Annotated in this window: 35 protein-coding genes; 3 read left to right on the top strand and 32 right to left on the bottom strand. The window is 59.4% G+C overall.

Going from position 1 to position 26,794, the window contains the following annotated elements; genetic code table 11:
- The first annotated feature begins 6 nt into the window (after positions 1-6).
- Together ACVBEG_RS06330 and ACVBEG_RS06325 are read left to right on the top strand one after the other, a co-directional pair.
- A complete protein-coding gene (locus ACVBEG_RS06330) occupies positions 7-288 on the top strand; it encodes a hypothetical protein (RefSeq protein WP_447107497.1) in 282 nt (93 codons plus the stop codon).
- Positions 288-704, top strand: coding sequence for a type II toxin-antitoxin system PemK/MazF family toxin (locus tag ACVBEG_RS06325; protein WP_447107496.1), 417 nt, complete (start codon positions 288-290; stop codon positions 702-704). Before ACVBEG_RS06330 ends, ACVBEG_RS06325 begins: the two co-directional genes overlap by 1 nt.
- A gap of 151 nt (positions 705-855) precedes the next feature.
- Here ACVBEG_RS06325 and umuC read toward each other — a convergent pair whose 3' ends face one another.
- A complete protein-coding gene (umuC, locus tag ACVBEG_RS06320; protein ID WP_447107495.1) occupies positions 856-2,133 on the bottom strand; it encodes a translesion error-prone DNA polymerase V subunit UmuC in 1,278 nt (425 codons plus the stop codon).
- Complete coding sequence (locus tag ACVBEG_RS06315; RefSeq protein ID WP_447107494.1) at positions 2,126-2,551, bottom strand: LexA family protein; 426 nt, start codon at positions 2,549-2,551, stop codon at positions 2,126-2,128. Before ACVBEG_RS06315 ends, umuC begins: the two co-directional genes overlap by 8 nt.
- 101 nt (positions 2,552-2,652) lie before the next feature.
- On the opposite strand from ACVBEG_RS06315, the gene ACVBEG_RS06310 reads away from it, so the two are divergent.
- Positions 2,653-3,354 (top strand): SOS response-associated peptidase family protein, encoded by a 702-nt coding sequence (locus ACVBEG_RS06310; RefSeq protein ID WP_447107493.1) that lies wholly within the window; start codon positions 2,653-2,655, stop codon positions 3,352-3,354.
- Here ACVBEG_RS06310 and ACVBEG_RS06305 read toward each other — a convergent pair.
- The 30 genes from ACVBEG_RS06305 to ACVBEG_RS06160 form a co-directional block, all read right to left on the bottom strand.
- Complete coding sequence (locus ACVBEG_RS06305; RefSeq protein WP_447107492.1) at positions 3,351-3,536, bottom strand: hypothetical protein; 186 nt, start codon at positions 3,534-3,536, stop codon at positions 3,351-3,353. The two genes, ACVBEG_RS06310 and ACVBEG_RS06305, sit on opposite strands and share 4 nt — an antisense overlap.
- 83 nt (positions 3,537-3,619) lie before the next feature.
- The gene (locus tag ACVBEG_RS06300; RefSeq protein ID WP_447107491.1) at positions 3,620-4,414 is read right to left on the bottom strand and encodes a DNA adenine methylase; all 795 of its coding nucleotides are present in this window, start codon (positions 4,412-4,414) and stop codon (positions 3,620-3,622) included.
- A gap of 149 nt (positions 4,415-4,563) precedes the next feature.
- Positions 4,564-5,106, bottom strand: a complete 543-nt coding sequence (locus tag ACVBEG_RS06295; RefSeq protein ID WP_447107490.1) for a lysis system i-spanin subunit Rz — start codon at positions 5,104-5,106, stop codon at positions 4,564-4,566.
- Positions 5,103-5,612 carry a glycoside hydrolase family 24 protein gene (locus ACVBEG_RS06290; RefSeq protein WP_447107489.1) on the bottom strand — a complete coding sequence of 170 codons (510 nt, stop codon included), beginning with the start codon at positions 5,610-5,612 and terminating at the stop codon, positions 5,103-5,105. Before ACVBEG_RS06290 ends, ACVBEG_RS06295 begins: the two co-directional genes overlap by 4 nt.
- A gap of 65 nt (positions 5,613-5,677) precedes the next feature.
- Positions 5,678-6,715 carry a phage late control D family protein gene (locus ACVBEG_RS06285; protein WP_447107488.1) on the bottom strand — a complete coding sequence of 346 codons (1,038 nt, stop codon included), beginning with the start codon at positions 6,713-6,715 and terminating at the stop codon, positions 5,678-5,680.
- Positions 6,716-6,787: 72 nt separating this feature from the next.
- Positions 6,788-6,994 carry a tail protein X gene (locus ACVBEG_RS06280; protein WP_443701131.1) on the bottom strand — a complete coding sequence of 69 codons (207 nt, stop codon included), beginning with the start codon at positions 6,992-6,994 and terminating at the stop codon, positions 6,788-6,790.
- A complete protein-coding gene (locus ACVBEG_RS06275) occupies positions 6,969-7,814 on the bottom strand; it encodes a phage tail protein (protein ID WP_447107487.1) in 846 nt (281 codons plus the stop codon). The genes ACVBEG_RS06280 and ACVBEG_RS06275 overlap by 26 nt, the downstream gene beginning before the upstream one ends.
- A 9-nt stretch (positions 7,815-7,823) precedes the next feature.
- A complete protein-coding gene (locus ACVBEG_RS06270) occupies positions 7,824-10,382 on the bottom strand; it encodes a phage tail tape measure protein (protein ID WP_447107486.1) in 2,559 nt (852 codons plus the stop codon).
- Positions 10,383-10,531: 149 nt separating this feature from the next.
- The gene (locus ACVBEG_RS06265; protein ID WP_447107485.1) at positions 10,532-10,840 is read right to left on the bottom strand and encodes a phage tail assembly protein; all 309 of its coding nucleotides are present in this window, start codon (positions 10,838-10,840) and stop codon (positions 10,532-10,534) included.
- Between the two features lie 12 nt (positions 10,841-10,852).
- Complete coding sequence (locus tag ACVBEG_RS06260; RefSeq protein ID WP_447107484.1) at positions 10,853-11,356, bottom strand: phage major tail tube protein; 504 nt, start codon at positions 11,354-11,356, stop codon at positions 10,853-10,855.
- A gap of 12 nt (positions 11,357-11,368) precedes the next feature.
- On the bottom strand, positions 11,369-12,529 hold the full coding sequence (locus ACVBEG_RS06255) for a phage tail sheath subtilisin-like domain-containing protein (RefSeq protein ID WP_447107483.1): 1,161 nt from the start codon (positions 12,527-12,529) through the stop codon (positions 11,369-11,371).
- Between the two features lie 89 nt (positions 12,530-12,618).
- Positions 12,619-12,996, bottom strand: a complete 378-nt coding sequence (locus tag ACVBEG_RS06250; RefSeq protein WP_447107482.1) for a DUF1353 domain-containing protein — start codon at positions 12,994-12,996, stop codon at positions 12,619-12,621.
- A complete protein-coding gene (locus tag ACVBEG_RS06245) occupies positions 12,993-13,508 on the bottom strand; it encodes a DUF4376 domain-containing protein (RefSeq protein WP_447107481.1) in 516 nt (171 codons plus the stop codon). The genes ACVBEG_RS06250 and ACVBEG_RS06245 overlap by 4 nt, the downstream gene beginning before the upstream one ends.
- A 9-nt stretch (positions 13,509-13,517) precedes the next feature.
- Complete coding sequence (locus ACVBEG_RS06240) at positions 13,518-14,990, bottom strand: phage tail-collar fiber domain-containing protein (RefSeq protein WP_447107480.1); 1,473 nt, start codon at positions 14,988-14,990, stop codon at positions 13,518-13,520.
- On the bottom strand, positions 14,987-15,592 hold the full coding sequence (locus ACVBEG_RS06235; RefSeq protein ID WP_447107479.1) for a phage tail protein I: 606 nt from the start codon (positions 15,590-15,592) through the stop codon (positions 14,987-14,989). The genes ACVBEG_RS06240 and ACVBEG_RS06235 overlap by 4 nt, the downstream gene beginning before the upstream one ends.
- 1 nt (position 15,593) lies before the next feature.
- Entirely contained in the window at positions 15,594-16,475 is an 882-nt protein-coding gene (locus ACVBEG_RS06230; RefSeq protein WP_447107478.1) for a baseplate assembly protein, read from the bottom strand.
- Positions 16,472-16,798, bottom strand: coding sequence for a GPW/gp25 family protein (locus ACVBEG_RS06225; protein WP_447107477.1), 327 nt, complete (start codon positions 16,796-16,798; stop codon positions 16,472-16,474). Before ACVBEG_RS06225 ends, ACVBEG_RS06230 begins: the two co-directional genes overlap by 4 nt.
- Before the next feature lie 5 nt (positions 16,799-16,803).
- The gene (locus ACVBEG_RS06220) at positions 16,804-17,064 is read right to left on the bottom strand and encodes a hypothetical protein (RefSeq protein WP_447107476.1); all 261 of its coding nucleotides are present in this window, start codon (positions 17,062-17,064) and stop codon (positions 16,804-16,806) included.
- A gap of 54 nt (positions 17,065-17,118) precedes the next feature.
- A complete protein-coding gene (locus tag ACVBEG_RS06215; protein WP_447107475.1) occupies positions 17,119-17,676 on the bottom strand; it encodes a phage baseplate assembly protein V in 558 nt (185 codons plus the stop codon).
- Positions 17,673-18,185, bottom strand: a complete 513-nt coding sequence (locus ACVBEG_RS06210; RefSeq protein WP_447107474.1) for a hypothetical protein — start codon at positions 18,183-18,185, stop codon at positions 17,673-17,675. Before ACVBEG_RS06210 ends, ACVBEG_RS06215 begins: the two co-directional genes overlap by 4 nt.
- Positions 18,178-18,843, bottom strand: coding sequence for a hypothetical protein (locus tag ACVBEG_RS06205; protein WP_447107473.1), 666 nt, complete (start codon positions 18,841-18,843; stop codon positions 18,178-18,180). The genes ACVBEG_RS06210 and ACVBEG_RS06205 overlap by 8 nt, the downstream gene beginning before the upstream one ends.
- Entirely contained in the window at positions 18,840-19,160 is a 321-nt protein-coding gene (locus tag ACVBEG_RS06200; RefSeq protein ID WP_447107472.1) for a head-tail joining protein, read from the bottom strand. Before ACVBEG_RS06200 ends, ACVBEG_RS06205 begins: the two co-directional genes overlap by 4 nt.
- 2 nt (positions 19,161-19,162) lie before the next feature.
- A complete protein-coding gene (locus ACVBEG_RS06195; protein ID WP_447107471.1) occupies positions 19,163-20,158 on the bottom strand; it encodes a major capsid protein in 996 nt (331 codons plus the stop codon).
- A 62-nt stretch (positions 20,159-20,220) separates the two neighbouring features.
- The gene (locus ACVBEG_RS06190; RefSeq protein ID WP_447107470.1) at positions 20,221-20,565 is read right to left on the bottom strand and encodes a head decoration protein; all 345 of its coding nucleotides are present in this window, start codon (positions 20,563-20,565) and stop codon (positions 20,221-20,223) included.
- Positions 20,562-21,725 (bottom strand): head maturation protease, ClpP-related, encoded by a 1,164-nt coding sequence (locus ACVBEG_RS06185; RefSeq protein ID WP_447107469.1) that lies wholly within the window; start codon positions 21,723-21,725, stop codon positions 20,562-20,564. The genes ACVBEG_RS06190 and ACVBEG_RS06185 overlap by 4 nt, the downstream gene beginning before the upstream one ends.
- Positions 21,722-23,203: a phage portal protein gene (locus tag ACVBEG_RS06180; RefSeq protein WP_447107468.1), complete on the bottom strand. Its 1,482-nt coding sequence runs from the start codon at positions 23,201-23,203 to the stop codon at positions 21,722-21,724. The genes ACVBEG_RS06185 and ACVBEG_RS06180 overlap by 4 nt, the downstream gene beginning before the upstream one ends.
- The gene (locus ACVBEG_RS06175) at positions 23,203-23,409 is read right to left on the bottom strand and encodes a phage head-tail joining protein (protein WP_120265958.1); all 207 of its coding nucleotides are present in this window, start codon (positions 23,407-23,409) and stop codon (positions 23,203-23,205) included. The genes ACVBEG_RS06180 and ACVBEG_RS06175 overlap by 1 nt, the downstream gene beginning before the upstream one ends.
- A 1-nt stretch (position 23,410) precedes the next feature.
- Positions 23,411-25,432: a phage terminase large subunit family protein gene (locus ACVBEG_RS06170; RefSeq protein ID WP_447107467.1), complete on the bottom strand. Its 2,022-nt coding sequence runs from the start codon at positions 25,430-25,432 to the stop codon at positions 23,411-23,413.
- Positions 25,433-25,436: 4 nt separating this feature from the next.
- Positions 25,437-26,039 (bottom strand): terminase small subunit, encoded by a 603-nt coding sequence (locus tag ACVBEG_RS06165; RefSeq protein ID WP_447107466.1) that lies wholly within the window; start codon positions 26,037-26,039, stop codon positions 25,437-25,439.
- 227 nt (positions 26,040-26,266) lie between these two features.
- Positions 26,267-26,767: a hypothetical protein gene (locus ACVBEG_RS06160; protein ID WP_447107465.1), complete on the bottom strand. Its 501-nt coding sequence runs from the start codon at positions 26,765-26,767 to the stop codon at positions 26,267-26,269.
- Positions 26,768-26,794 lie beyond the last annotated feature (27 nt).

The following is a 26,794-nucleotide window of genomic DNA, read 5'->3' as shown; positions in this document are numbered from 1 at the left end:
TCCAGTATGAAACTCGTCGCCGATAAGCCAGAAAACGTCCTTTTTCGCTTACGCAAAAAAGATACGCCAACGGGAGTTAGCAGTCTCACCGTCGAACTGCTCGCTCATACGACCGGCATGAGCAAAACCGAACTCATCCATATCGCGTTACGGGAATACGCTGATCGCGTGCTACCGACATACGACATAGATGATGAACCATTAACCGAAGCCCACATCTCGGCAATCCGCGCTGCTAGTCCAGTGTCGAACCTACCGAAGGAGCGACGAACAAGAGGTATTTTTTGATGCAAACAGCTCTACCATTCAGTCCGCTGCCACAACCAGCAGACATCGTCCTGTCGCGTTTCCCGACGCACCTCGCCAAATCGCTTCCGGGTCCCAAGACCCGGACGTGTTTGGTTCTTTTTATCTACGATGAAGATCACGCGGTCGAGATCGCCTACGGCACTAGCCAGAAGGTCGACAAAATCTACCGTGGTGAATTTCTTATCAGCGCAAACGATTCGGGATTTCAGGGCACCGGGCTTCTCAAAAGCACAAAATTTGACCTGAACAACCGGGTGATCGTGCCCTTTGACAACATTTGGTTTAGCCAACCAATGTCAGGGAAAATTTCCTCTCCACCACCGAAGATAGGGCGGGTTCAGCTTGAACACCACAATGCTCTTCTTAAAGCATGGCAAGAAGCAGGGCTGTCTTAGTCAAGCACCCCGCTATCGAATGCCACCTCACCGGGTGGCATTCCCCTACCGCCTCCCCCCTCTAGATTTAAGCCTCACAATCCACCTTCAGCATGCCCATAAATTGGGTTCCTCTGACTGAAAAAGCCAGCCTTGGCCCGACGTATCCCAATCACATACATGAAACATTCCAAAGCTGATCGAGCTTCGTTGTGTAGCTCTGACTCATCAACTCACGCCTCATCCCCCACTCAGGGTTGGTAGGTACGCTGGCTGACCGCAGAGTCCCCCTCCCCCACCTCCCGTTGATCTCATCCAGTACCGTCATCACCCGGGTTGCTTCGGCCGGCTGGGATATCGCGAATAGATCATCGGTGTATTCACCAGGCTGGCACAGGTTGAGCAGCATCACTTCTGCCTTGCTGTATTTAAAGCCCGGCCGGAATATCCGATCCAGCGCATCAACGGCAGCTTTGGTGAGGAGGCGAACGTCATCGGTTGGATACGGCATATCGACCACAACGCCATTGGCATACTTCGCCTCGTCCGGATTGAACATCCCTGTACGGATGCACACACGTACCTTCTTGCACAGCGAATTCTGGGTGCGGAGCTTCTCAGAGGCTCGCATCATGTAGGTGGCCACCGCCTCTTTAATGGGTGGCAGCTCCGTCAACCGCTTGCCGAACATGCGACTGCAGCAAATCTCCTGCCTTGGCGGATCAGGTTCGTCCAGCTCGAGGCAAGGCGTACCGCTCAACTCCCTGGCCGTCTTCTCGATCACAACGTTAAACTTCTTGCGGAGCATCCACGGGTCAGCCTTAGCCAAGTCCATAGCGGACTTGATACCCATGGCATCAAGATGGAGTTTCATCTTGCGGCCAACGCCCCACACTTCCGCCACGTCTGTATTGCGCAGCACCCAGTCCCGCTTAACCGGATCGGTGATATTGACCACCCCGCCAGTCTGCGACTGCAGGCGCTTTGCGGTGTGGTTTGCCAGCTTCGCCAGGGTCTTTGTATGAGCAATACCAACACCAACAGGAATGCCGGTACATCGAAGCACCTGTGCGCGGATCTGCCGGCCTAGGGCATCCAGTCCATCTATACCGGTCAAGTCGGCGAACGCTTCATCGATGCTGTAAACCTCCACAGCCGGCACCATCGCCTCGATCAGGCTCATCACACGCTCGCTCATATCGCCGTAAAGCGCATAGTTTGAGGAGAACGCGACAATGCCGTGCTGCTTGAGCTTGTGCTTGATCTGGAAATACGGCTCGCCCATCTTGATGAAAGGCTTGGCGTTGTAGCTACGGGCGATGACACAGCCATCGTTATTGCTCAGCACCACTATGGGTACCTTCGCCAAGTCGGGCCGGAATACCCGCTCGCAACTGGCGTAGAAACTGTTGCAGTCGACCAGTGCAAAGGTTGGCTTTTGCTTAGACATGGCTGCGCACTGTGCTGGTGATCACGCCCCAGATTGACAGCTCGTCGCCTTCAAGAATGTAGCGTGCAGGGAATTTTGGATTCTCTGAAAGCAGGATCACCTCCCTCCCGCGCTTACAAAGACGCTTGCACACGGGTTCATTGTTCAGCAGTGCCACCACCACATGCCCGTGCATCGGCTCAATGGCACGATCCACCACGGCAAGGTCTCCATCGAAGATCCCGACGCCCTGCATGCTTTCACCAGTGATGGCTACCAGGTACACATGCGGCGCACGGATGTTCAAAACCTCATCCAGCGAGATGTGCTGCTCAATGTGATCCGCTGCCGGCGAAGGAAAGCCGGCCGGAACCTGGAACGAGCACAAAGGCAGCTTCGCGCCGACTTCTGCGATGGGACCTAGAATGGTAAAGCTCATGGCGCGGCCTTCTACACACACTGTACGAATGTACAGTTAACTTTGTAGGACGCTTGCGGTCAATTTTTCTGTGGGATATTTCGACAGGCGGAGAGGTGCGTATGTGCGGGAGATTCGTGCAGTACGAAGGGATGGCGATCTTTATCGAAGAGCTAAACCCACAGATAGAGCTATTCAGTGGGTACGACGCCGTGCCGATCAATCGCTACAACGTCGCGCCAACGACACGAGTACAACTACTGCACACCGCAGAGAACGGTCTGCATATCGATGCCGTCAAATGGGGATGGGCGCCGTTCTGGGCCAGGGGCAAACGCCCAGACCCGATCAACGCCCGCGTAGAGACGGTCACCACAGGCAAGTTCTTTAAGCAACTGTGGCCGAATGGCCGAGCCGTGGTGCCGAGTGAGGGGTGGTATGAGTGGGTCAAAGACCCCGACGATCCGAAGAAAAAAAAGCCTTACTTCATTCGCCTGAAAAGCCAAAATCCAATGTTTTTCGGCGCACTCGCTCAAGTGAGCATTGGCCTGGAACCCCACGAAGGAGATGGTTTTGTGATCATCACCGCCGCTAGCGACCAAGGGATGGTGGACATCCATGACCGCAAACCTTTGGTGCTTAGCCCTGAGCATGCCAGGGAGTGGCTGGATCCAGGCCTTGCTCCAGAGCGTGCCGAAGAAATAGCCAAAGAGTGCTGCCAACCAACCGAGGATTTTGAGTGGTATGCCGTTGGCAAAGAGGTAGGGAACGTGAAACATCAGGGAGCCGAACTACTGCTCCCTTTGCCTTTAGAGAATGATTAAGCCTGCAGGCGCTGATCAAGCAGTCGAGCGGCCGCCGGGAAGCCTACCCAGGTCGCGTTGTGATCAAGCCCACGGCCAGCCAACACGATAGCAGCCAACTGGTTAAGGTCAATCTCTCCTCGCGCGGCCGCTGCAAGAAGCTGAGAGGGGAGGACATTCAAATGGTGGTCAGCGGTTTCCATGGGGTTCATCCTTCGTTTGCGTGACCACAGTAACGCTCTACCATAAACACATAGCAAGCCAATCAGATCGACGATGGCGACCATCAAAACAGCCCCCCTAACGCTGCTGGCTCCCAGTTCATGATCACCAATTCTCCACTGACATCGGCCCTTCCCTGCCGCTGGTTTGTAGTGCTGTAGCGAATGTCGACGGTTTCAAAATGGAAGCCGTCAAAGACCTTCCGAATGTCCGGGTGATCATTGATGCTGACCATGACCTTGCCTTTGCAGCGCCGCATAAAGCCGGCCATGCGCTCGTAATTATCAAAAGGAAAGTCCACCCCATAGCCGGCTGTCTGCCAGTAAGGAGGGTCCATGTAGTGGAAGGTATGAGCACGGTCATAGCGTTCAGCACAATCCAGCCAGGGAAGGTTTTCGACGTAGGTGCCAGACAGACGTTGCCAAGCAGCCGAGAGGTTTTCTTCGATGCGCAGCAGGTTGATGGCCGGCCCGGTGGTGGCGGTACCGAATGTTTGCCCGGTGACCTTGCCGGCGAAGGCATGGTGCTGCAGGTAAAAGAACCGGGCGGCGCGCTGGATGTCGGTGAGGGTTTCGGGGCGGGTCATCTTCTGCCACTCGAACACCTGTCGCGAACTGAGCGCCCATTTGAACTGGCGCACGAACTCTTCGAGGTGGTTCTGTACGACGCGGTAAAGCGTTACCAGGTCGCCGTTGATGTCGTTGAGGACTTCGACGGGTGCCGCCTGGGGCCGCATGAAGTACAGCGCGGCACCGCCGGCGAAGACTTCGACGTAGCATTCGTGGGGTGGGAATAGCGGAATGAGGCGGTCGGCCAGGCGGCGTTTGCCGCCCATCCAAGGGATGATAGGTGTGGACATAGAAAGCAAGACCTTTACTGTATGGATAAACAGGTGCTAGGCTCGCCGCGCTTTGTGCACGAAGCGGAGGCCTTGGCTGGACTTGCAGGGAACGTCTGCGGGTTCGGCGGCCGGTTGGCATGTTGACGCATGCTGACCGGTCGCTTCTTTTACTTCGGAGGTGAAACGGTTTTGGCGTAAGCCTGGCAAGCCGCGAGCGCGATCAATCCTTGGTCGCCGTCGTCGGTGATGCCGATAATTCGTTGAGCATGCGCTGGGTCAAGGTGGGCTCTTGTGGCTCCATGAACCACGCTGCCGGCGCCGGTGGTGGCTGGCACTCCGCAGAGGCTGGTGGTGTCGGTGGCACTGACAAGGACTGACAACCGCAAGTCAGCAGTAGCAAGGCGCTCACGCAAAAGACCTTGGCGTTTTTTCGCATCGGTAAGTTCCTGATGGTGGGTTTTGTCCTGCTGCTGCAGTTGCTGTTCAACCTGCAGACGCTTGTCCTGCTCTTTTCTCTGCAGAGCCGCAGAGGCCAGGGTGATTTCGTTGAGGGTGGCGCTGTGCAAGCGCGCCTGATGTTCCAGCTGCTGGCCGTAACGCCAGTTCTGAACCTGCCAGGCGGCCGCCGCTGAAGCACTGGCTAGTACCGTCAGCAGCAGGCCTGCCGTGAGCACTCGGTACTGCGCCGGAATCCAGTCCGTGAGGCTCATGCAAGCGATCCGCCGGCTGCGATGAAGTGAGCCAGCAGATCCTCGACCTTGTGTTCGCGCTGGTTGTAGCCAGCACCGGGCAGACTCGCCCAGATGTTCCGGCACTTGGCGATGGCCTCGACGATCCGCCCGGTCTTTACATCATCCAGCGCACCACGTTCCTTGATCAGCTGGATGGCCCAACGATCCTGACTGACCGGTCCAAAGTCCGGCAGCTTGAGTTGGTCGCGGTAATGAACCCAATCCTTGAGCATGAACTGCGCCCGGCCCGAGGCGTTCGAGGTCAGGCCCTTGCTGTTGACCACTTTCGACTTACGACCATTGGCGAACGGGTGTGTCGAGTAGTCGCTGAACAACTCAAGCTTCCTGTCGATGCCGGTCACGATGACGTTGTAGCCATCGTCTGAACGTTTCAGGTAGTCGTCCCCCAGCTCTGACCAGGCGAGCATGTCTAGGAACGCTAGGACGTTTTGACCGCCTGCGGCGGCCTCGGTGATTCTTGGCATGTTTTCTCCAGACGAAAAAAAACCGCTCGATGGCGGCAGGTTGATGACGATGCAACGTTGAACAGTCAAAGCTGGACGACCTTGACCTCTTTCTTCTTTTTCTTGCCCTTGGCTTTGGCCTTACCCTTCTTGCCACCATTACATTCAACCGTGGTGGACCAGCCGGACTGGGTAAAAACCTGTTCAACCGAATCCACCAGGTACTCGCCATCGAGGCCGACCTTGAAGCCCTGGGCATTGATCTGCAGTTCGGCAAACAAATCGGTACGCCCGGGCATTTCCAAACGTACCCCGGCGGTCGAGCGGTTGAATGCGCTCAGGCGAGCCTTGGCGGCCTGTTCGGCGGCGGACTTGTTCGGATAAATATGGCGGTCGGTGTGCACAGGCGGCAGACCATCGGGCGCGTCTTCGTTGTCCAGGGACACCACGACGAGCTTGCCGGTCTTCTTGTCGGGGTGTTTGGTCGCAACGGCCTTGTGGGTGGCGCGATCCCCCAGATGGAACTGCCAGCGACTCACATCGGCCCGGGTCAGCGTGATAACACCCAGCACCTTGCCACTGGCGCTTTGTCCGGCTTGGCGCGGCATGACCAACAGCTTGCCGTCTGCGACCTTGGCGGTGCAGTCGTACTGCTTGGCCAGGCGCGTAATGAAGTTAAAGTCCGACTCGCTCAACTGGTCGGCCCGGGGCACCTTGGTGGTCACCGGGCACACCGCCTCCCAGCCATTGCGCGCCGCGATATCGCGCACCATTTGCGACAGCGGCACGTCCTCCCAACTGCCGCTACGCGTGGTTTTGCCACTGCCGCGCATGTCGCTGGCCTTGCCGCGAATGACCACCGTATCCGGTGGACCCGAGACTTCAATCTCGTCGACCGTGTAGCGACCCAACCGAGCAAGCTGGCTGCCGGCATAACCCAGGAACACTTCGATACGCGCGCCTTTGGTCGGCAGGGACAGCGCGCCGTCGCGGTCATCGATACGCAGCTCAAATTCGTCGGACTCCATGCCGGGCTTGTCCGACGTGCGCAGCAACAACAGACGGTCGTTGATCAGCGCGGTGATGTCGCTGCCATCAGCAACGATGCGAAAAGCGGGTTTCATGCACGGTTCCCTAAAATGAAGAACCCCGCACAAAGCGGGGCTGGGTAGTCATGGTTATGCGTCACGGCGTGGTCAATCCCAGAGCATGACGACCTCGTCTGTCGGGTCAGGCAAATCCGGCAGCACGATCAGGACGCCGGCACGAAACGGCTGTTGCTCGTCGGCCAAGCCTTGATTGGCATCCAGCACCGCCTCTACGGTGCCGATCAGGTGGCCGTAGTAGTTCTGACAAAGGGTGTCGAGTTGATCCCCGTCAGACGTTCTGCAGGTCGTCGCCATAGCGCGTGAACTCCAACGTAAACCCTTGTTTGCGAGGAATACCGCCCTGCAGCAGTGCGCTCTGTTCTTCCTCGATGTTCTTCAGGCACCAGGTGCCGAGCACGTCGCCATACCCCGTGGTCAGGGACAACGGCAGCAGTTGGGCACCCACCGCGCGCAACGTGTCGAGCTGCTTGAGCCCACCCTTGAACCCCGGAAAGATCGCGCCCTTGAGGGTGATTTTCTCCTCGCCCATGCCGACTGCCTGCTGTGCTGGCCGCCGAGTCAGGCGTTCTTGCGAGGCCCATCGAAACTCAGTCGAGCGACGCAGTTCGTCAAAGGCGGCCGTATCCAGGTTGAAGTAGTACGGCGTCGCCTCGGGCTTAAGCGGCTGGATGATCAGCAGATGCGGAAAGGGTTTTACCGCTTCTACCGCCGGTGTCGCGTCCGTGGCAAACGCAGCGGTCGGGACGATGTTGGCCAGTGACGGGCTGATCTTCCCGGCGATCTTGTTGATTGCGGTCGAAGCCTTGGCCGCCTGTTCCTTCAGTACCCCCAAACGCTCGTCAATTTGCGAGACCGCGCGGCTTGCCTGGTTGTAGGTCGCGACGACTGCACCGACCTTTGCCTGGGCGGCATTCACCCCGCGCATGACCCGCTGCAACTTGGCACCTATGGCCGGGCCAATGATCGGCAGCCCTTCCAGCTCCGACGTCGCACCAGTGATCTCACTGATTGCCCCATTCACCGGCCCGAGCATGCCGTCCAGACTGCGTCGTCCGGTTTCACCCGCTGTCGCCAGGTATTTCACCCCAGCCTGCAATTGCTCCATATAGGCCATCAGGCCCCCTTACCCGACATGCGGGGCATCAAATAGGTTTCTGTTTGCCATCTGCCGATTGAGGTCGTCGAACTGCTGCCGCATGTAGGGCTCCAGCTCGCGCGCCAATTGCCGGGGATCCTTGACGTCGCCCTGGACGGTGACCGATAGCACCGGTGCAAAGGTCATCTGCTGATCGATCTTCGGCGGCTGGATCTGTGCGACCGGCGCTGGCGAACGCATGAGCGTAGCGGATGCACCACCCGGTCCTTGCGGCATCATCATCGAACGCACCACATCGCCCGGTTTCGACACGTTCGATTCCGCTTCAGGCAATATCATCCTGGACGCATCAAACGAACCACCTGCAGGTGACGCTACTCGGCGTCGATCCTCAAACTGCTGCAACTGGGTCCGCGTCGTGACCATCGATGGCACCAGTGGCTTGAACGACTGCGCCGCAACGGCCAGGCTCGGCACTGCCGGACCCGGCATGGCCTTACCGGCATCGGCCATCATCAGCGGCCCGCCCAGTGGCATGTGCTTTAGAGCCGGGTCAGTACCGAATGCCTTTTTGCCAAGGTAGCCGCCCGCCGCGTTGCCGCCCATGCTGCCGAGGTAACCCCCAATCAAGCCACCGACAATCGTGCCGATGACCGGAACCATCGAACCAATGGCGGCACCTGCAGCAGCGCCCGCCAAGGTCCCTGCCAGACCACCAGCGGCTTCGCCATAGCCTTGCGCCTTCTCGTCGCGGGTGGTGGCGTTGTCATAGGTGTCCTTCGCCTTGACGGCGGCATCGACCACCGCGAAGACGGCGGCCCCCTTGACCGCCGTATTCGCCTCAACCAGTTGCCGTGAACCGGCCGACCGCCCGCCTTTACCGCCGGTTTTCTTGCCACCGGCGTCCGCGCCGCCACTCCCGTCCACCCCACCGCCTGCTGACGGGTTCATCACAATGACTTTTTGCGGGATATTCGGGTTGCCCATCAGCGAACCCTTGCCCAGGTTCAACAGTCCGCGTCCGATTTTCAACGCGCTTAAGCCGGTACGCAACGCGATGAATCCTGCCCCCACAGCGGCGATGCCGGACACGACCTTGGGCGACTCGTCCCCCATCACCGTCAAACTACGGGCCACCGAGGTGATGCCGTCGGCGACCGCATCCGTGACAGGTCGCAGCGAGTCACCAATGCTGCGCATGGCATCGTCCATGCTCTGGGCCATTTCGGACCACTTCTGTGCCGAGGCCTCGCGCCGCTCTGCCAGGTTCTTGTCGAGGATCCCCGTGGCGCTGCCGGCGTCTTTTTTCAGTTGCTCATACAGCGCTTTGTTTTGCGTGAAAGCCGTCAATGCTGCCTTGACCTGCATATCGGAAAACAGATCGCCGGTACGCAACGCCTGTTCCAGCGACGCCATCATCTGCTTGGCCTTGGCCGGATCCGCTTCCTGGCTGATCTTCGCCGTCGCCTCGGCCATCGCTGCCGCCTTTTTGGGGTCGGTGGCTTCGATGTATCGTTGTGCAAGGGCGAAACTGGATTCAAGGGTCGACATGCCCTTTTGCAGTCCGGTCTGCATGGATCCCTGATAGTCGATGCCGACCTTCTTGTAAGCGGCCACCGTATCCCCGGAACCGATTTTCTCCATCCAGTTTTTCAGGTTGTTTGCCGCTTCGTCGGAGCTACCGGCCGTCTTCATCTGCACTTGCAGCAAGGCGCCCAACTGGGCCACAGAGTCATTGCCGGTGATGCCCAGTTTGCCCATGCCGGCCAACAGTTCAGGAAACCACTTGGCCATGTCGCTGGCTTCAAAGCTGCCTGCCTGACCCTGGTAAGCGATTGCCTCGAGCGCCTTCTGCATGTCCTTGGCGTCAGTGATCTTGGCGTTCTGCCCCAGGGCGTTGATCATCTTGGCCGTATCAGCACCATCGGCGCCCTGCCCCACCACAAATTTGGCAGCGGACGGGGCGTACTCCAGTGCTTTGGACAACTCCATGCCGGCACCGACTAGGGCGTTGACCACTTCCGCCACGTCATTACGGGCCATGCCGGTATCGCGCGAGGTTGAAATGATGGTCCGCGACATCTGTGCTTCTTGCGGCTTATTGGCAATGCCGGCCTTGATCGCAATGTCGCGAACAATCGCGCCGTAGTCAGCGCTGACCTTGGTCGGAATGGCCATCGCAGCACCGCCTGCCACTGCCTGGCCCACGGTATTTTTCAGCCCCGACTTTCCGGCCTCGATCTGCTGATAGCCCTTTGCTTTGAGATCAGCACTGCGCGCCGTCCGGCCCAGCGTTTGATAGGCCTTGGACAGGCGTCCGACCTCGACCCCCTGTTTGCGCAAAACATTGAGGTTCGATTCCAGCTTGCCCAGCAACTTGTCGGCACCGGCGGCACCCGTGTCGTGCGCTTTCTTCCATTCATCCCGTAAGCGGATGGTGTCGCCAATGGTGTTCTGCAGAACACGCGCTTTGTCGCCCCGCGCGCTCAGTTGCTTGATCCGGTTTTCTACATCCTTGAAGGCAGCGCCGACCGTAGGACTGACGGCGCCACCGATCTCCAGACCCAGCGAAAGATTCTTGGCCATGTAGGTGCCCTATGCGTCTGGTTGCATCAAAGGCAGCTCAATCCGTGAGCCACCAGATCATTTCGGAAAACGGCATGCTCTGAATCTCGGCAGCGGAAAACCCTGTCTCCGCTGCCAGGCGCTTGGCCGCCGCCTTCATCACTGCCGAGTTACAGCTCGTCTTCGTCGACCAGGCGAAAATAGCCTTCCTGTAAACGGCGATAGTCGAGCAGCTTGAGTCCGACCAGGTCTTTTTCACCGACTTCGGTCAGACTGGAAAACAAGGACATTTCCCGGGCTTCGGCGTCGCCCTTGGCGCCCGCTTCCGCTGCCCGCAAATCGCGAACGCTCGGTGGGCGCATGAACACCTTGCCGACCTTGACCGCGTTCAACTCGGTCGGGTATTTGAACGTCACCGTCACGCCTTCGTCGCTGACGTCGAGCCAGGACGGGGTTTTCTTTTCGATTGCTTGTGTCATGTTCAATCGTCCTTAGAGGCCAAGGGCACTGCGCTCGGCAGCCAGTTGGTCGACGCCATCGATCACCCGCACGGCGTTGATCATGTCGATTTCGTATACGACGCGGCCGTCGACCTCGAGCTTGTAATAGGTCAGCGCCATCGCGTGCTTGATTTCGGCCTTGTCACCAGGCTTCCAGTCACCCAGATCGACCTCTTTGAGCATGCCGCGCACGGTGGCAATCACCGGAGTAATGGCGCCTTTCAAGCCTTTGAAAGAGGCACGGAAAACCGCGTTGCACGCCGTCTGGTCAGCCAGGCCAAACCACTTGAGCGACTCGCGGCGCACGCCGTTGGTGACAAAAGAGGCCTCCATCTTGTCCAGGCCCATGTCCATTTCAATCGAGCCGGCCATGCCCCCGCCCCGATACTCATCGGTTTTGATGGCCAGTTTGGGCAGCGTCATCGACGGCACGTCACCGTTAAAACTCACGCCATCCACGAACAGATTGGCGTTGGAAAGGATTTGAGGAATCATCGAGCGGGCTCCTTAAGCGGCTTCAAGAACTTCGGTCAGCCATTGATTGGTGACTTCGACGCGGAAATTTGGGTTTTCCGCTGGCGGCACGTCGGTGAAACGAATGTTCCAGTACACCTTGCCCTGCTCCAGCTGGCTGGCGGTGTTCAGTTCGGTATCCGCGTAGACTTCAAAATTGATGATTGCGCCCTGATTTTTCAGGTCGCGCATGAATGCCTGCAGGCCCTCGGTGACGTCCTTGATGTAGGTCTTGGTGATCGAGCGGTCGACCGCCCATTTATGCCCGTACAAGATCGCGTCCATGACGATATCCATGGTCCGGACCCGCGTGACGAACGACCATTTTGGATCGCTGGACAACGTGCGGTTGCCCCATAGGCGGAACCCGTCATCGCGGATGATGGTGCAGATGTTCGCGTTGTTGAGCAGGTTGGCGCGGCAGGTTTCGTCGCCATCAAGGAACTCGACCGGCCGCGTGGTGCCGGTGATGCCGACCAATTCCTTGTTCGACGGAGAGGCCCAAAAGCCGTATTCGGCATCGGTGTAGGCAAACATGCCGGCAGCCCAGGCCGAGCCCGGCGCATCGACCGTCGCGCTCAGTACGGTGTCCCAGTACTGCACGCCGGGGTCGACCATAAACACGCGCTTGCTGCCGAAGTTTTCCGCGTAGGCCATTGCGGCCTCGTCGGTGGTATTCGGGCCATCGACAATGGCCACCGCGCGCAGCTTGGCAGCCAATGCATCCAGCGCCGTACCCACTGCCTGAGTGGCGCTGTGCTTGGGCGTGATCAGCAAACGAGGCTGAGCGTTGAACTTGCTCTTGCCGTCCAGCAAGGCCTGCATACCCGTACGTTTACCCGAGGCCAGCACCCCGCCGATGATGGCCGAGGTTTGCAGCGCCACGTCTTCAAGCTTCTCGACGCCACAGGCAACAATCACCGCCTTGGAACGCACATAGATCGCCTGGCAGGCCTTGGTCATGGCCGAGTCCGCACCGAAAGCCGCAATCGCCTCGCGCTCGCTGGTGATCAGCTTCAGTTCATTGGCCAGTGCCGTTGCCAGTAGGCCTGGGGTGAAGGTGTCACACAGGCCGATGATCGACGACGACGGCAGGGAAATGACCCGCGCGCCGGTGTCGACGTTCGTGACGGTAACGCCGTGGAAGAAACTCATAAAGCAATCTCCAGAATTGAAAAAGCCCCGCAATGCAGGGCTTCAGGGAAAACTTGGCAGGCAAGAAAACGCCCCGTCAGTGCGGGGCGTCAGGGTGTCGAGTTCAGGTATTGCCTGGACCCGCCGAGGCGTACGCCGGCCCAGAACAGCCGGGCCCGCCAGCGCGCCACCCCTTCTGCTCGCAATGCCCGATACAACACTGCATCGCTTTGGCGACGGGTTAATTGCCCGGTGGCATAGAGCCTGTCGTGAACGGCAGCCGCGTAGTTGCCATAACCCGCGAACAGGGCGTACAGCACGAACAGCACCGCGTTGTGCAGCACCCAGATACTGGCGAAGTCAGTTTGAAACCCGGCTGGCACCGTGATCAGGCCCAGTTCGTCATCCTGATAAACCAGATCGTCCAGCAGGGTATGGCCCCATTTGCCGACCTGTTCGGTTTTAAGCGTTGTTAGAAAGCAGCTCATGCCGGCCAACCTTCATCGAGCATGTCGACTGTGAAGGCGCCTTCCGCCAATGCTGCCAGTAGCTGGCCCTCTCGATCAAAACAGGCTTGGACATGGGCACGAACAGCCGCGGCTACACCAATCAACTGTGTCGCTGTCAGCTCGACAGGACCGTTAATTGTCTTCCATACACACACGTATTCCGGGTCAATAACCGCAGACAATGCTGCCCCCGTAATCAGTGCCTGGCTGTCACGGCCGGTATCGATCGCAACGCTGCCAACAGTAATACTGGCGGTTTCATGCATGTATCGAACTGCAGCAATCTGCTCGATATAGTTCGGAGCTACTACCGGCAGAGCGTGCTTGGTGATCTCGCCATCTGCGTCCAGCATCCAAACGCCATCAGTTTCTTGGCTGACGCGAAACCACAGATCATCATCAACCTCTATCGCCCCCTCCGGAATATCGCAGATGCCCTTGATCAGCCTGCATTGCACGACCCCATGAGAGTCGAACGTCAAATACTTCATTGCGCCCCCTTAATATCCCACTGAAATCCAATAAAACCCGCCTGCTACCTGGCCTGGAGAACCAGTTGAGCCCGAACTGACAATCACCACAGGGAATAACAACCGCGTCATCGCCCCGTTGATCTCTATTACATCTGCGCTTCCGGTGGCGTTCTGCGCTGTCGCAGTTACCGACAGACAGGCATTCGGATAGGTAAGCGGGAACGATATGTTGGTGGTGGTAGCTGCAATGGACTCCGCCCCCCACTGGATGATGAAGCCGCCCAACCATGACGGCAGCGCTATGTAGCCCCTTGCGGCTTTTAGAATCTGGAACCCCCAGCGCATTTTCTTGGGCGTAACAAACGTTGCGTCATCGGCACCCGCGTCTGTCTGCAACTGGGTCGCCACTCGGGCGATACCGACTATTGCTTCAGTAGCCTGAACAACCAGCGCCGCGATGCCAGCCGAGAATTTTTTCGGCGTGACAAACGTTGCATCGTCAACGCCTGAGTTGGTCTGCGGCTGCGTAGCTACCCGCGCAATCCCTTTGATGGTCTCGGTTGCCTGGATAATCAACGCTGCAAGTGCTGCCGAAAACTTTTTGGGCGTGAGGAACGTTGCGTCATCAGCGCCAGAGTTGGCCTGTTCTTGTGTTGCTGCCTTGAGGTTTCCAGCGTGCCAGATTTCTAGGAACGGCTTCCAACCCGCAACGCCGGACAGACGACGAAAACCGATGGCATCAGCGGCATAGTCAATGATGAGTTGCGTGGCCCAGTTTCCGCCGGCGTCGCTTAACGAACCCTGCAGGATGCTGCCGTATCCGCTTCCAAAGGCGGGATGGCCCAGGGTCTCCGGTGAATAACGATACAGGCCACTAAATGTTGTCTGTTCGCCAGTCATGTCGTTCAGCAATAGCGGGCCAGAACCGTAACTTGAGCCCCAACCGAAAGCACCGACCTTCATAAGCTTTCGCGGTGTTCCGTCATAGGCCGACGCCTGCGCATACACGTCGATAATCGAGCTGAACACGGTATCGACATACGCGCGCGTGGCGAGCACGACGGACGGGTCAATTTTCAACTCAACGTTGCTGGAGTTGCTGACTTGCATGTTCAGCCGCACGACCTGCGTACGGCCAGATCCCTGCGTCAGCAGCGGCTTGAACGACGGCGCACAGTTGGCAACCGCCACCATGTCGCCGTCCGTGTCATACAGGGCGATCTCGCGAATCCAAAACCCGCCGACCTCAGCGGGAATGACCTGCTCGGCGATGATGATGGCACTGTTGGCCGGATCCACTTTCAACTGATTCAGCGGCGCCCGGCGCCGCTCGTTGATCAGCTTGGTTTGCGTAGCGCTGGGGATAGGGTCGGTATCATTGGCATCCCCCACCCCCATTTGCGCGATTTTCCACGGCACGCCCAGGGCATCGGCGTTTACCTGCTTGGCGACCCCGACGTTGGTCAAGATGGCAAAGAACTGTGAATTCTGGTTAATCATGCGAGGACATCCAAAGTATCGATAGTGGTTTCACGCCCACCCAGCCCGAAAAAGCCCGAGACTTCGATGTCACGCGGCGCAGGTGGGTAAACGTCGATTTCGTCACCGTCGTAGAGGCAGGCGGACATATAAACGCTCCCCGTGGTTTCAAGGCTGATCGCAAGGCCGGTAAGGTGCCGACTGACAGGCTTGGCGTCGTCAATCAGCCAGGTCAGCTCCTCGTACATTTCCTCGGTGATACCGGTGTCCAGCACGCCGACCTTGAGCGCGAAGGTGCCCGGTACCCCTTCTGGTACGGTTTCCCACCACTCGACCACCTCGATCAAGTAGCCCAACGGTTCGACCACCCGGCGCAGGGCACCGATGGTTCCCTTGTGTGCATGGACGTAGAACGACGAGGCAATCGCCCGGCGCTTGACCGCTTCGGGCCATTCGTTGTCCCAGCGATCCACAGACCAGGCCGAGGCCAACTGCGGCAGCAACTGCACGGGGCAAGTGGCCGGGTTGTAGAGGGTGCGCAAGGGCACCGGCAGGTCGTCGTAGTTGGCGGCCTCAATGGCACGCTCCAACGGGGTGCTGTTGAGCGGAAGCAGACTTTTCATGTCAGGCCCCCAACATCACGTTGAAGCTGGTGCAATAGGCGGCCTGCGCCTTGGTGGGCACGATGTCGACCCAACCTATCAACTCCACACGACGGACGCCGCTGATGTGCAGCCGGGCGTCAATTGCCGAACGAGCCACCTCAACTGCCAGCCGACGACGCGGGTTGATCCAGGCGGCCAACCGACTTTGACATTCGGCCAGGATGGCTTCGTTTTCCGATCCGGTGCCGGCCATGTGCAGCACGGCCTGAATGCTGTACGGGATCACTTCGGCACTTTGCACCGTGAGGCGGTCACCCACCGGGCGCACGTTGTCGTCACTCAGCCAGGCATACACCGTGTCGAGTAACGCCTGATCGGCCACGCCGGTACCCGCAAGGCTCAGCACCGTCACCACTACGACCGCCGGCGAAGGACTTTCTGCCGTCGCGTCCGCAACCAGACCCGAGGCGTTACGCGCATGCAGGATGTAGCTGTTACGCGGCCCCGCCGTGGTCAGGCCTTCATAGACCAGCTGGATTCGTTCGCGCAGTGCATCGTCTTCCTCCAGCACTTCAGCCGTGGGAGGCACCGCCGTCGTGTCCGCCGCCTGAATAACCAGGCGCTTCAAACCGACGTTTGCGGCCAACTGGTCAAGATCGCTGCGGCGGGCATAGGCCAGCAGCAACGCTTTGGCCCCATCGTTCACCCGCGCGCGGTTTTGCAGCCGTCGCCAAGCGCCGACCTCCAGCAGCTTGACCACCGGATCGCTCTCGACCGAGGCGCTCCAATTGTCACCCATCGACAGCCGAAAGCTCGACAACTCTTCGGCATAGGCGTCCTCAAAATCCAGCGACTCCAACACCTCTGGCACCGGCAGAGCCGATAAATCCACGCTACTCATGCGGTAACCTCCATCATCAGGCTACTGCCCAAATACTCGCCCTTCAGTTCAAAGGTAATCATCCCGCCCAGGACTGCAGTAACCCGTACCGACGCCAATTTGAGACGGGGCTCCCAGCGCCCCAAGGCGCGCGCGACCTCGGCCTGCACTGCACTTTTCCAGCCGGCATTGACCGGCAGATCGACGAACCGGCGCAGCTTGCTGCCGTATTCGGGCCGCATGCGCCGACTGCCCAACGGGGTGGTCAGGATGTCTTCGATGGATTGGTGCAGATGTGCGATGCCGGAAATGGCCTGGCCGGTGTGGCGATCCATTCCGATCATCACCCTTACTCCTGCAGTGGTTGGAACTCGGCGCTAGCGTTCAGGTAGTCCAGCAACTCCTTGTCGCCGTCCAGCACGGCCACGCGCTTTGCCACGACAGGCACCGCGCGATGACTCGGCAGAATCAAGGTGCGGGAGGTGTAGAGTGTGTCCGTGAAAAGGGTTGCGGGCTTCGTCGCAATGGGCGCGGGAATGGGGCTGGCCGCAAGTGCGATGCTTTCTGCCGAAGAGTCAGCCGTGTCGAGTTCTGCATTGGTCTTGGCCATGCGTTTCTCCAGGAATGAAAAAGCCCGCACAAGGCGGGCCGTAGGAACGTTCGATTAGTGCGTGTGGTGGTTACTGTTGCCGGCGGCGTCCGTGATCGTTCCGGCGCCGGTCACGTTACCGGTGACGTTCAGCGGCCCGTCAATATTCACTGTACCCACCAGACCAATGGTCCCCGCCGTCACCGTTACCGCGTTATCCGTGACGGTGACGCTGGAGCCGCCGACCTTGATGGTGACGGTACCGGCTGGGAGCGTGATGCTGTAGCTGTTGGCCTGCCAGTCGTAAATCAGCGAGCCGCCATCGTCGAAGCGCCAGACCTCGACATGATCGCGATTGTCCGGCTGCGCGCCAGCATTGCCATATAGACCCGGGATGAAAGTGCCCATGCCGGCCTGACCACTGGGGTTAAACAACACCCCCTGCTCGCCCAGACTCGGCGCTCGCCAGTGCCGCGCCTTACCGGCCGCGAGGCTATGCCAGCGCACCCAGGCGCTGGTCCACTCGCCATTCGATACACGCACCGCCGGCGCTGCCAGATCCACCCCGACCACCGCACACGGCATCAACATTGCCGCAATCATGCGGTCATGCTCGGCGACGGCGTAACTCACAGCAGATCCTCGGGCGAAACAGGACCATCCCCAGGTTCAATATCAATCACCAACGAACCCGGCGGTTCGTCCGGCCATGGCCATTCCTCAACACCCAGGTAAAGTTGTTGTGTCCATTCCACCAGCCAGACCACGTAGCCATCCAGCTCCGGCTTAGTCCAATCCTGCATCGCCTGGACGAACTCGGCAGGCTCGACCGCAACACCCCAGGTTTGCATTCGCAGCAACACGGCCAACTGTGCCGCCAGGTGTGCGGCCTGCTGGCAATGTTTCGGACGAATCGGATCAACTATGATCCGTGCCTCGAACTTACAAATCAGAGTTGTCTCCCCGGTGCCGATATCTTTACCAGGTTCCATTTCGGCCATTTCAATGAACACTACCGGCAGTGCAATCCGGTCTTTGATGTTTGGCCAGGCCGTCACCGCTTTGATCCCCGAGAGGTTGCTCAGCAGGTGTTGTTCAATCGCCTGGTAGAGCTGGTCAAGACTAAAAGGCTCGTCAGGCATTGGCCGTCCTCTTTAAATACTTCTGCAGCTCAAAGTTGAATTCCTGCTGCAGGATCTCCAGCAAACGCGCATCGGCGCGTTTGACCCAGGCATCGAAATGCGGACGGGCCTGCTCCAGTGACACCTTGGCTTTGGCCAGCGGGAAACGATCGCCGTTTTCTGCGACCCACCCCGAACTTGCCCCACCACCGCCCAACACAGTGCTACCGGGATAATCGTCCGCGTTGAAATGCTTGCTCGCCGTACGGATCCAGATATCGGGTTTGTTGCCGTAGACCTTCTTCAGGAAAGCGCCCTGGTATCGTCGCCCGGCGACCGACACACCGCTGCCCGACTGTCGTGCCCGGCCGATACGGCTGGACTCTATGGCGTTAAGACCGAACCACAACTTGCCGCTGGTCGCCCCTCCGGAGACCGGGTAGCTGCGCAAGCGCTGACGAACCGCCGCAACGGCAATGCGCTCTTGTCGGCTGACTGCCCGGGCAATGTGAGTGCGCAGCCAACCCAACGTTTTGTTGATCGCTCGACGCTGAGCCGCAGCTGCCGCTTTAGGTACTACCTTGGAGAAATCTTCGAAGGCTTTCAGATCCGCCGCCGAGGACTGGATGGAGAGCATCCCGCCGCCGGCTGAAGGCTTGAAGTAGCTACCGACACTCATGCGCGCATCCTCAAGATTAGGACGACCAGACCGTCCCCGCTGGGTTCCAGTTGCAGCAGGTCGTAGTCGCCACCACCATCCAGCTCCGGCAGTTCGACGGTGACTAACATGCCCTGCTCCAGACCGTGTGAGTCACTGACACGAATCTCAAACCGGGGCTCACGCAGCCCCGTATTAAGCTTGCCGATCTTTGGCTGGAGCCAGGGCGCTGCGAACATGCCGAGGACCGGCTCCTCGCGGCCCTCGATACGAGCAGTGTCGCCTAGGGTTTCAAACACCACCGCATCGACCTCGGCGATCAGATCGCGGAAGGCCACCGTTAGAGTTCCAGAAGGATCTGTGCGCGAGGTCGAGTGCACAAGTGCAGCGGGTTGGACTGGGCTTCACCGGCCATGCCTTTGTTGAACGGCAGCGGCTCGATCATGCTGTAGTACGGAATGCCCTGGGTGTTGACCGTTTCCATGTAGTCAGCCGGGGCAAATGCCGAGATGTACAGATCCGGAACGCCTTCAGGTACCAGCAACGCCTTATCGTCGTGGACGAAAGAAACCCCAGCAACTTTGCCACGGTAGCGCTCCCAGATAATGCCGCCGAACTCGAAGCTTTCTCGGGCATCACCGCGCAGCGCCGCAGCTTGCTGGCTGTTGAGGTAAGTTTCCTTGACCGACTTGTGAACGATCAGCTTGTTCCAGAAGTTCTTGCCGCAGAAAGCGCGAGAGCCGGTACTGGTCACGCTACCCAGCGCATCTTCTTGCATATCCAGGGCTTCGCCGCATTTAACCCGCAGCTCGGTAGCCTGGTCGGCAAGGGCCATGGAAAGCGCCTGGCGTTGCACACCGAAGGCCGCGTAGAGGTCCAGCAAAGGTCTCTGTCCATCGGCATCGAGGATCAGGCCATTGAGTGCGCCCATCCGCTGGAACTCGTGAGTGGCATCCAACTGGCGGCGGGCTTTCGCCAGGCGGGCGTTGACGACGTCCTGAACGGCTTGCAATTCGGTGCGGGTACCGAAGGCGCGAATGCCTTGGATCTCGTCAGCCTTGATCGTAAAGCGTTCCGGCAGGTGGACGGTGTTGAAGGGGATCAGGGTGCGCTTGCTGGCCCCGACCACCAGGCCAGAACTGCCGCGCTCGCCAGCCGGAACCAATGCCAGGGTATCGCCGTCCTTTTCAATCTGCACGGTCAGGGTGGTGACACCCTCCTCCCGAAACAGACCCAGGGCGCTAATGCGCCCCGGCAGATAGGGTTGTTCGTTGAGTGCAGCGGTGAGCGCGGTAACGGTAAACGCTTCGTCGTCAAAAATGGCGATATCGGCCATGGGTACTCTCCAGAAATGCAAAACCCCGCTCAAGGCGGGGTAGATAAGCGTGGCTGAGCGTCTTAGCGAACGATCAGAAAATGTGCAGCAAGATCTTTCTCGGCCTCGGCGTCGAGTCCCGTCAAGTGCGCTTCGCTGATTTCCGCCAAACGCACTACGGCACGACCACGTCGCACCACGTCCGACGCACCCAGTGGGCCGAACAGAATCGCAACAGCGGCCTGGGTACCGTCTTCTGCGGCCGCGCTATACGGTGCGAATTCACCGGTAGCCGTTACCAGGCCGAGGACTTGCCCCGGATACAGTGCCGGTCCTGCGGCCACATTGATGGCTTCTCGCGAGATGCGCCCGGCACCTTCAGACAGCAGAAACTCACCGGCGTGGACGGGTTCTTTTTTGATGGTCATGGTCTTGCTCCTTTCGCGCCGTGCGCAGTTCCAGATTGAGCTGCCTGTCGAGCGGCCCAGATCGAGGTGGGATCAGGTTGTTTAGCCAGCACCTTCGGCGCCGGGTCATTGTCCAGCGGCAGGGTGTTATCGATTTCAAAGCCCTTGCCGCCGCTGACGATTTTGTCAAACAGGCGTGCTCGAACCGCCGGTGCATCTAGGCCAGCGGTGACGTACTCGGCACTGAACTCCGGCAAGCGTGCTGCAACGCAAAGATCATTCACCGCTTTTGCCCGTGCCAGGCCGGCCAGGACAATCTCTTCGCTTTCAAGCTTGGTGGAGCTGAGCAGCGGCGCGACCAGATTGCTGATGCCGCCCTCGGCGCAACGCTGGGTGATCATCAGTGCCAGCTTGGTTGAATCAACCACGGGTGGCGTCGGTGGAAGAGCTGGAAGAGCTGGAAGAGTCAGGTCAGGATCGGGCTCTGGCGGCTCGTCGAGCTGAGCCAGCAAATCGGCCGGTGCGTGCTGGTAACGCTGCAGCACACCACCCTGTCCGAGACAGGCCTTGACCGTGAGCCCGTCGCCGACTTCATCAGCCAAGCCTAGGGCCACTGCCTCGTTGGCGGTCAACCAGGTCTCGGCGGCGACTAGCCGCCGTAACTCCGTCTCATCGATGTCCGGCGCCTTCGCTTTGTAGGCCGCGATGATCGCTTCCATGGTTTGGTCCAGTACGTCGGCCACCTTGCGGAAGTCTTCGGCATCCCCTGCGGCATAGGTCCATGGGTTGTGAATCATCAGCATGGCGTTGGCTGCGATCACCACCCGGTGCGCGCCGCATACTGCCACGCTGGCTGCGCTGGCTGCCAAGGCATCGACCCGCCCCGTACAGCGCTCACCCAGACGGGACAACGCGTTGTGAATCGCCAAGCCGTCGAATAGGTCGCCACCAATGCTATTGAACGCCACGATCACCGGTGAGACCCCATCATCCATGGCGCGCAGGTCTTGGACGAACTGATTGGCGGTGACGCCCCAGGCGCCGATCTCGCCGTAAACAAACACCTCTATAACAGGCTCAGCGGCAGCGGCGTCGGTTTGCAGCGCGTACCAGGTTTTGTCCTGCACCTGCACCCGCTGACCAGCCCGGTTGTAAATACGCGGTCGCGCTTTTTTGCTCATGGTTGCTCCTTGTTGTCGATGAGTACGACAGGGTCAAGAGTGTTGTAATTGAGACCGAGAGCCGTGGCTCTGGCGAGGTCGGCAGCATTTTCCGTATCAACCGTTTCAGCGTCGTAGCCCGTGCGCAGAACCATCTCGCTGCGCGAAGCAAAGCCCGCTTGTACTTCCATTCGCCGCGCCTGTACGTCTTGCACGGGCTGGATGTAAGCCCAGCCTTGCGGCACCCAGCGGGTACGCAGGTATTCCCGTCGGCGCTGGGCATAGCCGTCCAGGACCAGGACGCCTGACAAGACAGCCATGTCCATCCAGGCGGCCCGGACTGGGCGGCAGAGCTGGTGGACGTAAACGCTGAATTGCAGTTGCTCTAGGCGGCGTCGAAACTCGTTGAGCACGACTCGCAGCGCTCGGTCGTTGACCCCACGCATGTCGCCCGTGAGGATTTCATAGGGCGTGCCGGCCCCCGCCGCAGCAGCCATCAGTTGCTGTCGCATGAAGTCTGGATAGTTGTTACCCGCGTCAGGCGGCTTGGAGAACTCTACCTCTTCGCCCGGCCCCAGTTCCTGCATGGTGCCGGGCTCTAGCGCGACCATCGGCGTGAAGCCATCACGATCAAGACTCAGCGGAAGACCGGTGACCGGATCTCTGGGTGTAAGTCCAGAATCCGGTGCTGGGCGACTGATAAAGCCCGCAAACAGGTTGGCCACCTCTTGGCGGAACAACACCGCGTCGTCGTAGTTGTCGAGACTGCGCAGGCGCTTGAGCACCGGCGACAATCGCGGCACCCCGCGCAGCTGGCCTGGCTCAACCGGTTCGAAGATGTGCAACACCTGCGCAGCAGGCACCCGCACAAGCTGGTTGTAACCGGCGTTCAGCGAAGACGCATCACGCGGATGCGACAGGTACATCCAGTACGCCGCCCGCTTTCCACCTGGGGTGAACTCGATCCCGGCGCGGATGATGTTGCCGGTTTTGGTGGTCTCGAACTTGTCATGCGGCACGAACTCAGGGGCCAGTATCTGGAGCTGGAGCGGAACCGCGAGACCTTCATCCAGGCTGCGCGGTCTCAACCGCACAAAACATTCGCCCGAGGTTTCAACGGTGCGAGCCACCAGCGCTTGCTGACCGTAGAAGTCGGTGCGCTCATCGGCGTCTGACTCGTCGACCCAGTCGTCCCACAACTCCTGGAGCAGTTTTCGCAGCTGGGCGTCTTCGGTTTTCGGCCGAGGGTTGATGCCAGTACCGATCAAGTTGCTGACGCGTTTGTCTATCACGTTGAAGGCATACGGGTCATTGCGAACCGCTGCCCGCGAACGCGAACGCAGGTTACGCAGTGCCGGGGTATTGATGCTGTTGATCCCGTTGTCGGGAGCATCCCAGCCAGTGGATCTGCGGCCCTCTCCGGCGCCCTCGTAACTGGCCTTGATGTTCGACGGCAGCACGAATCCGTTACGGGTTAGCGTCGGATAGTGGCGGGCCATTAGAGTCCTTTGCCTCCGTGGTACAGCCTGACCACACGCGAGCGCGGTCCGGCAGCATTGATCAGCGACGAGCGGATCTCCTCGCGAGCCTTGAGCAGCTCGTCGACGGTGCGGTACTCCACGGTACGGTCGGTGTAGCGCACGACTTTCTCTCCGCGCGCGATGGCCGCCTCAACCGCGTCGAGGTGCTTCTGAGTAAATGACATATCAGCGTCTCTTCAGGTAACCGCTGCTGGAGCTGCGGCGTTGAGGTGGCGGTGCTGCTGGTCGCGATTGCGCGGCCGGAGCAGTGGGTTGCGGAGCCGGTTGTGGTGCGGAAACTGATGTTGCTTGTCCGGTGTTACTGACCCGCTCGCCTTGAACAGGCTTGACCCCTGACGCTTCGTCGAACAAACCAGACTGCGCCAGGGACTGACGCACTCGCTCCCAGTCATGTTCCTTGTAGCGGTTGATGCCCAGGTAATGCGCCATGGCCAGGCAGTACACCATCAGGTCGAGCGCTTCGTTGCGCTCGGCCTTGCCCTTGACCCATTCAATGCGCTTGTGTCCTCGCACGTAGCGGGCAACCTTGCGCTCGGCCACACACTGGGCGAAAAAATCGTCCGGCAAGTCGTTGGCAAAGTGCAGAGCGCCCGGCCCAGATTCGAACGGGTAGCGGTTGTAGATCCAGTCCTTCGCTGTATCAGTACCGACAAACCACAGTTCGGCACCGTTGCGTTCGGTCTGGCCCTTCCAGGTTACGTCGACCATCGACGGCCGTTGGGCAATCACCGGCTTACCAGGCTTGCTCGCCCCCTTGATGGCGAACACATTTCGCCAGCGGCGAACGCGGCAGAACTGGTAGACCTCATCGGTGTGGTGACCACCGGAGTCGACCGCTACGGCAAGAATGCCCAGGCTGACCCCGCACGGATGGCGGTATTTAGCCTTGAGCAATTCGTCCAGCGCCGCCCAGGTGCGGTCGTCTGCGGGATCACCCGAGACCACCTGGTAGTCAACAACCCAGCGCTCCATGCCCGCGCCCCACCCCATGGCCATGAACTCCAGGCGATTGGCTTGAACGTCGACGGAGCCGGTGATCATCATCACTGCGGCCGATAGCGAGCCGAGGGTAAAGTCCTCTAGCCGCGCCCGCTTCATCAGCGTGTCGGCCTTGGTTTGCTCTTGGGCGCTGTCCCAGACTTTCGCCAGGCGGGTGTTGTAGAACACCTGCATGGGCTCCAGGTCGCCTTTGGCCTGGGCCTTCTTGGCCTTTTCGAATTGCTTGGCCAGTGACTTCCAGTCCATCCAGCCCAGCGGCGAATACAACGCATTGAGGTGGAAGCCAACCGTCTCGCCATCACCCTCGGCATGAGCGCGCCATTCACCTTTGGCGAGCATTTCACCCTTGTGGTACTCATCGATCAGCACGTCGCAATCAGGACCGGCGCACTGGTAATGCACCACTCTGTAGTCCTTCGAATAATGCAGTCGTTCCCACTCAAGGATTTGCATGTGCCCGCAGGTCGGGCATGGGACGTAGTAGTAACGTTGGTCGCTGCCCTCAAACAGGTCGGAGATCCGCGAGGCGCCTTTAATGGTTGGCGAGCTGGAGAAGTAAAATTTTGCATTGCGGCCGAAGGTACTGCCACGGGTTTCCGCCAGCTCGATGGGGTCACCCTCTTCGCCGATGTCCACTTCCCATCGGTCAATCTCGTCGCCGTAGACGTAGCGCGCCGACAGCTCCGACAGGTTGGCCGCAGAGCCCGCCGTCGTCACGTACAACGAACCACCCTCGAACTCCTTGGTATCCATGGTATTGCGCGAATCCCGCGAGCGGTTGGAGGCCACACGCTCACGCAGTACGGGCGTGGCCTTGATAGTCTTGCCGATCCGCGACGACACCCGCTTGGCCAGGCCAAGGCTCGGCAGCAGGGTCAGGATGTTGGACGGTGCCATATGGATCAGGCCGCCGATCCAGTTCAAGGCGATCTGCGTTTTCATCAACTGCGAGGCGACCATGGTGATAACGCGCTTGCAGGGGTGAGCCGGCGACAGGCACCGCATGGGTTCGCGGGCATACGGAGTACGCGAGGTGCGGTACTGGCCTGGCTCAGCGGCGCCGGTGTCGCGCGGGATGCGCATGTATTCGTCGGCCCATTGATCAATCCAGACGTCCGGGTCGGGCCGGAGCCCACGGAAATACGCCTCGCGGTACACCTCTGCACCGTCAGGGATTTCCGTGGGCATGGGCTTAACTCGTGGTCAGGGCATGTTCAAGATCCGCTGAAGACATGCGTTCGGCATCTTCCAGCGACCGGCGGATGGCCGCCGTCAGGTGTTTTTCGATTTCCCAAGGATCGGTCATGGAGGCCAATTCGGGAGCCAGTTGCGGGGGCATACCCAGTAGCTGGTCTCGCAGCATGCGCCCAGCGTTGTATGCGCCGGTCTTGACCGCTGTCATAGCGACCAGCGACCCCTTGGCCTTGTGCAGCTCGATCTCGGTCAGCAGCGCCAGGTTGTGTTCGCGTAGTGCGCGAGCCTTCTGGAAGTCAGGCTGCTGCCCCGCAGGTGTAATCATGGGCGGCGGCGCAGCCGTTGAAGTCGGTTCAACCTGAGTGGATAACTGGCTGTAAATGTCACGCTGAAGCCGGTCTTGGTGGTGGCGGTCGGCGACGGCAGTCTTGCTGGGATCGGCGGTGTCGCGGATAAGTGATTCGGTCAAAAGCACATCGACCTTCTTTCCGTCAGCAGACAGCACCAGTCTATTGTTGTCTTTCAGCCAGGTGATGTAACTGGGTGACCTGCCGATCCGGGCCGCGAAGGCGCTCTTTGACAGGTACATTGGTTCTGTCATAAGCCCTCCTTTTCAACGGCTTTTCAATGGAAACCCTTCAATTTCAATGGGTTGAATTTCAGTAAGCTGGCAACCCTGCCGCTAACACTTTCCCGCGGGTTTCCGACCCCGTACCCGCCGAATACCCCCAGGGTCCCCGGCAGTTTTCGGCGCCCCAAACCGGTGCGGGTGGCACAGAGAAGAAGTGCGCGATCGGTAGGCCATCCCCCGACCGCAATGGCTGGTGTTTACGCAAACTCTCGCAGCGCCTCTTGCAGCCGCTTGGCTTTAACGATGGCAGCAGCATTACTTTCGCGCTCAGCCTCTACCGACAGGGCTACCTCTTCGATGCGGCCAGCCAATGCCTTCATGCGCTTGCTGAACTCTTCAGACAGGCTAACCACTTCACCCGACAGGGTTGCCAATACGTCCAACGCGCCATCGTTTTTTTTGGTCGATGCAACGGACTGCTTGGATGCCTGAGGCATGGTTGTCTCCTTCTTGGGTTTGGATGTGGCTACAGCTCGCTGAAACTTTCCGCCGATTGGCTCCCTGATCAGCCCAGCATCTTTGAGCTCACCAAGAGCACGGCGTATAGCGTAGGCAGATGCACCACTGACATTGGCAGCCAGGACGGCGCCGTGAATATCACGAGCGGCCCAGCATGATTGAATGGGTACATAGCTAAAGATTTTTTGAGCGATGGAAGATTGTCCCGCAAGCATCTGCTGCTGCCTGGATTCATTCATAGCTGGAGACCTGCGAAGTGAGTGGCT

The organism is Pseudomonas sp. GG8, from assembly GCF_052976945.1.
This window is presented reverse-complemented; position numbering and strand designations above follow the sequence as displayed.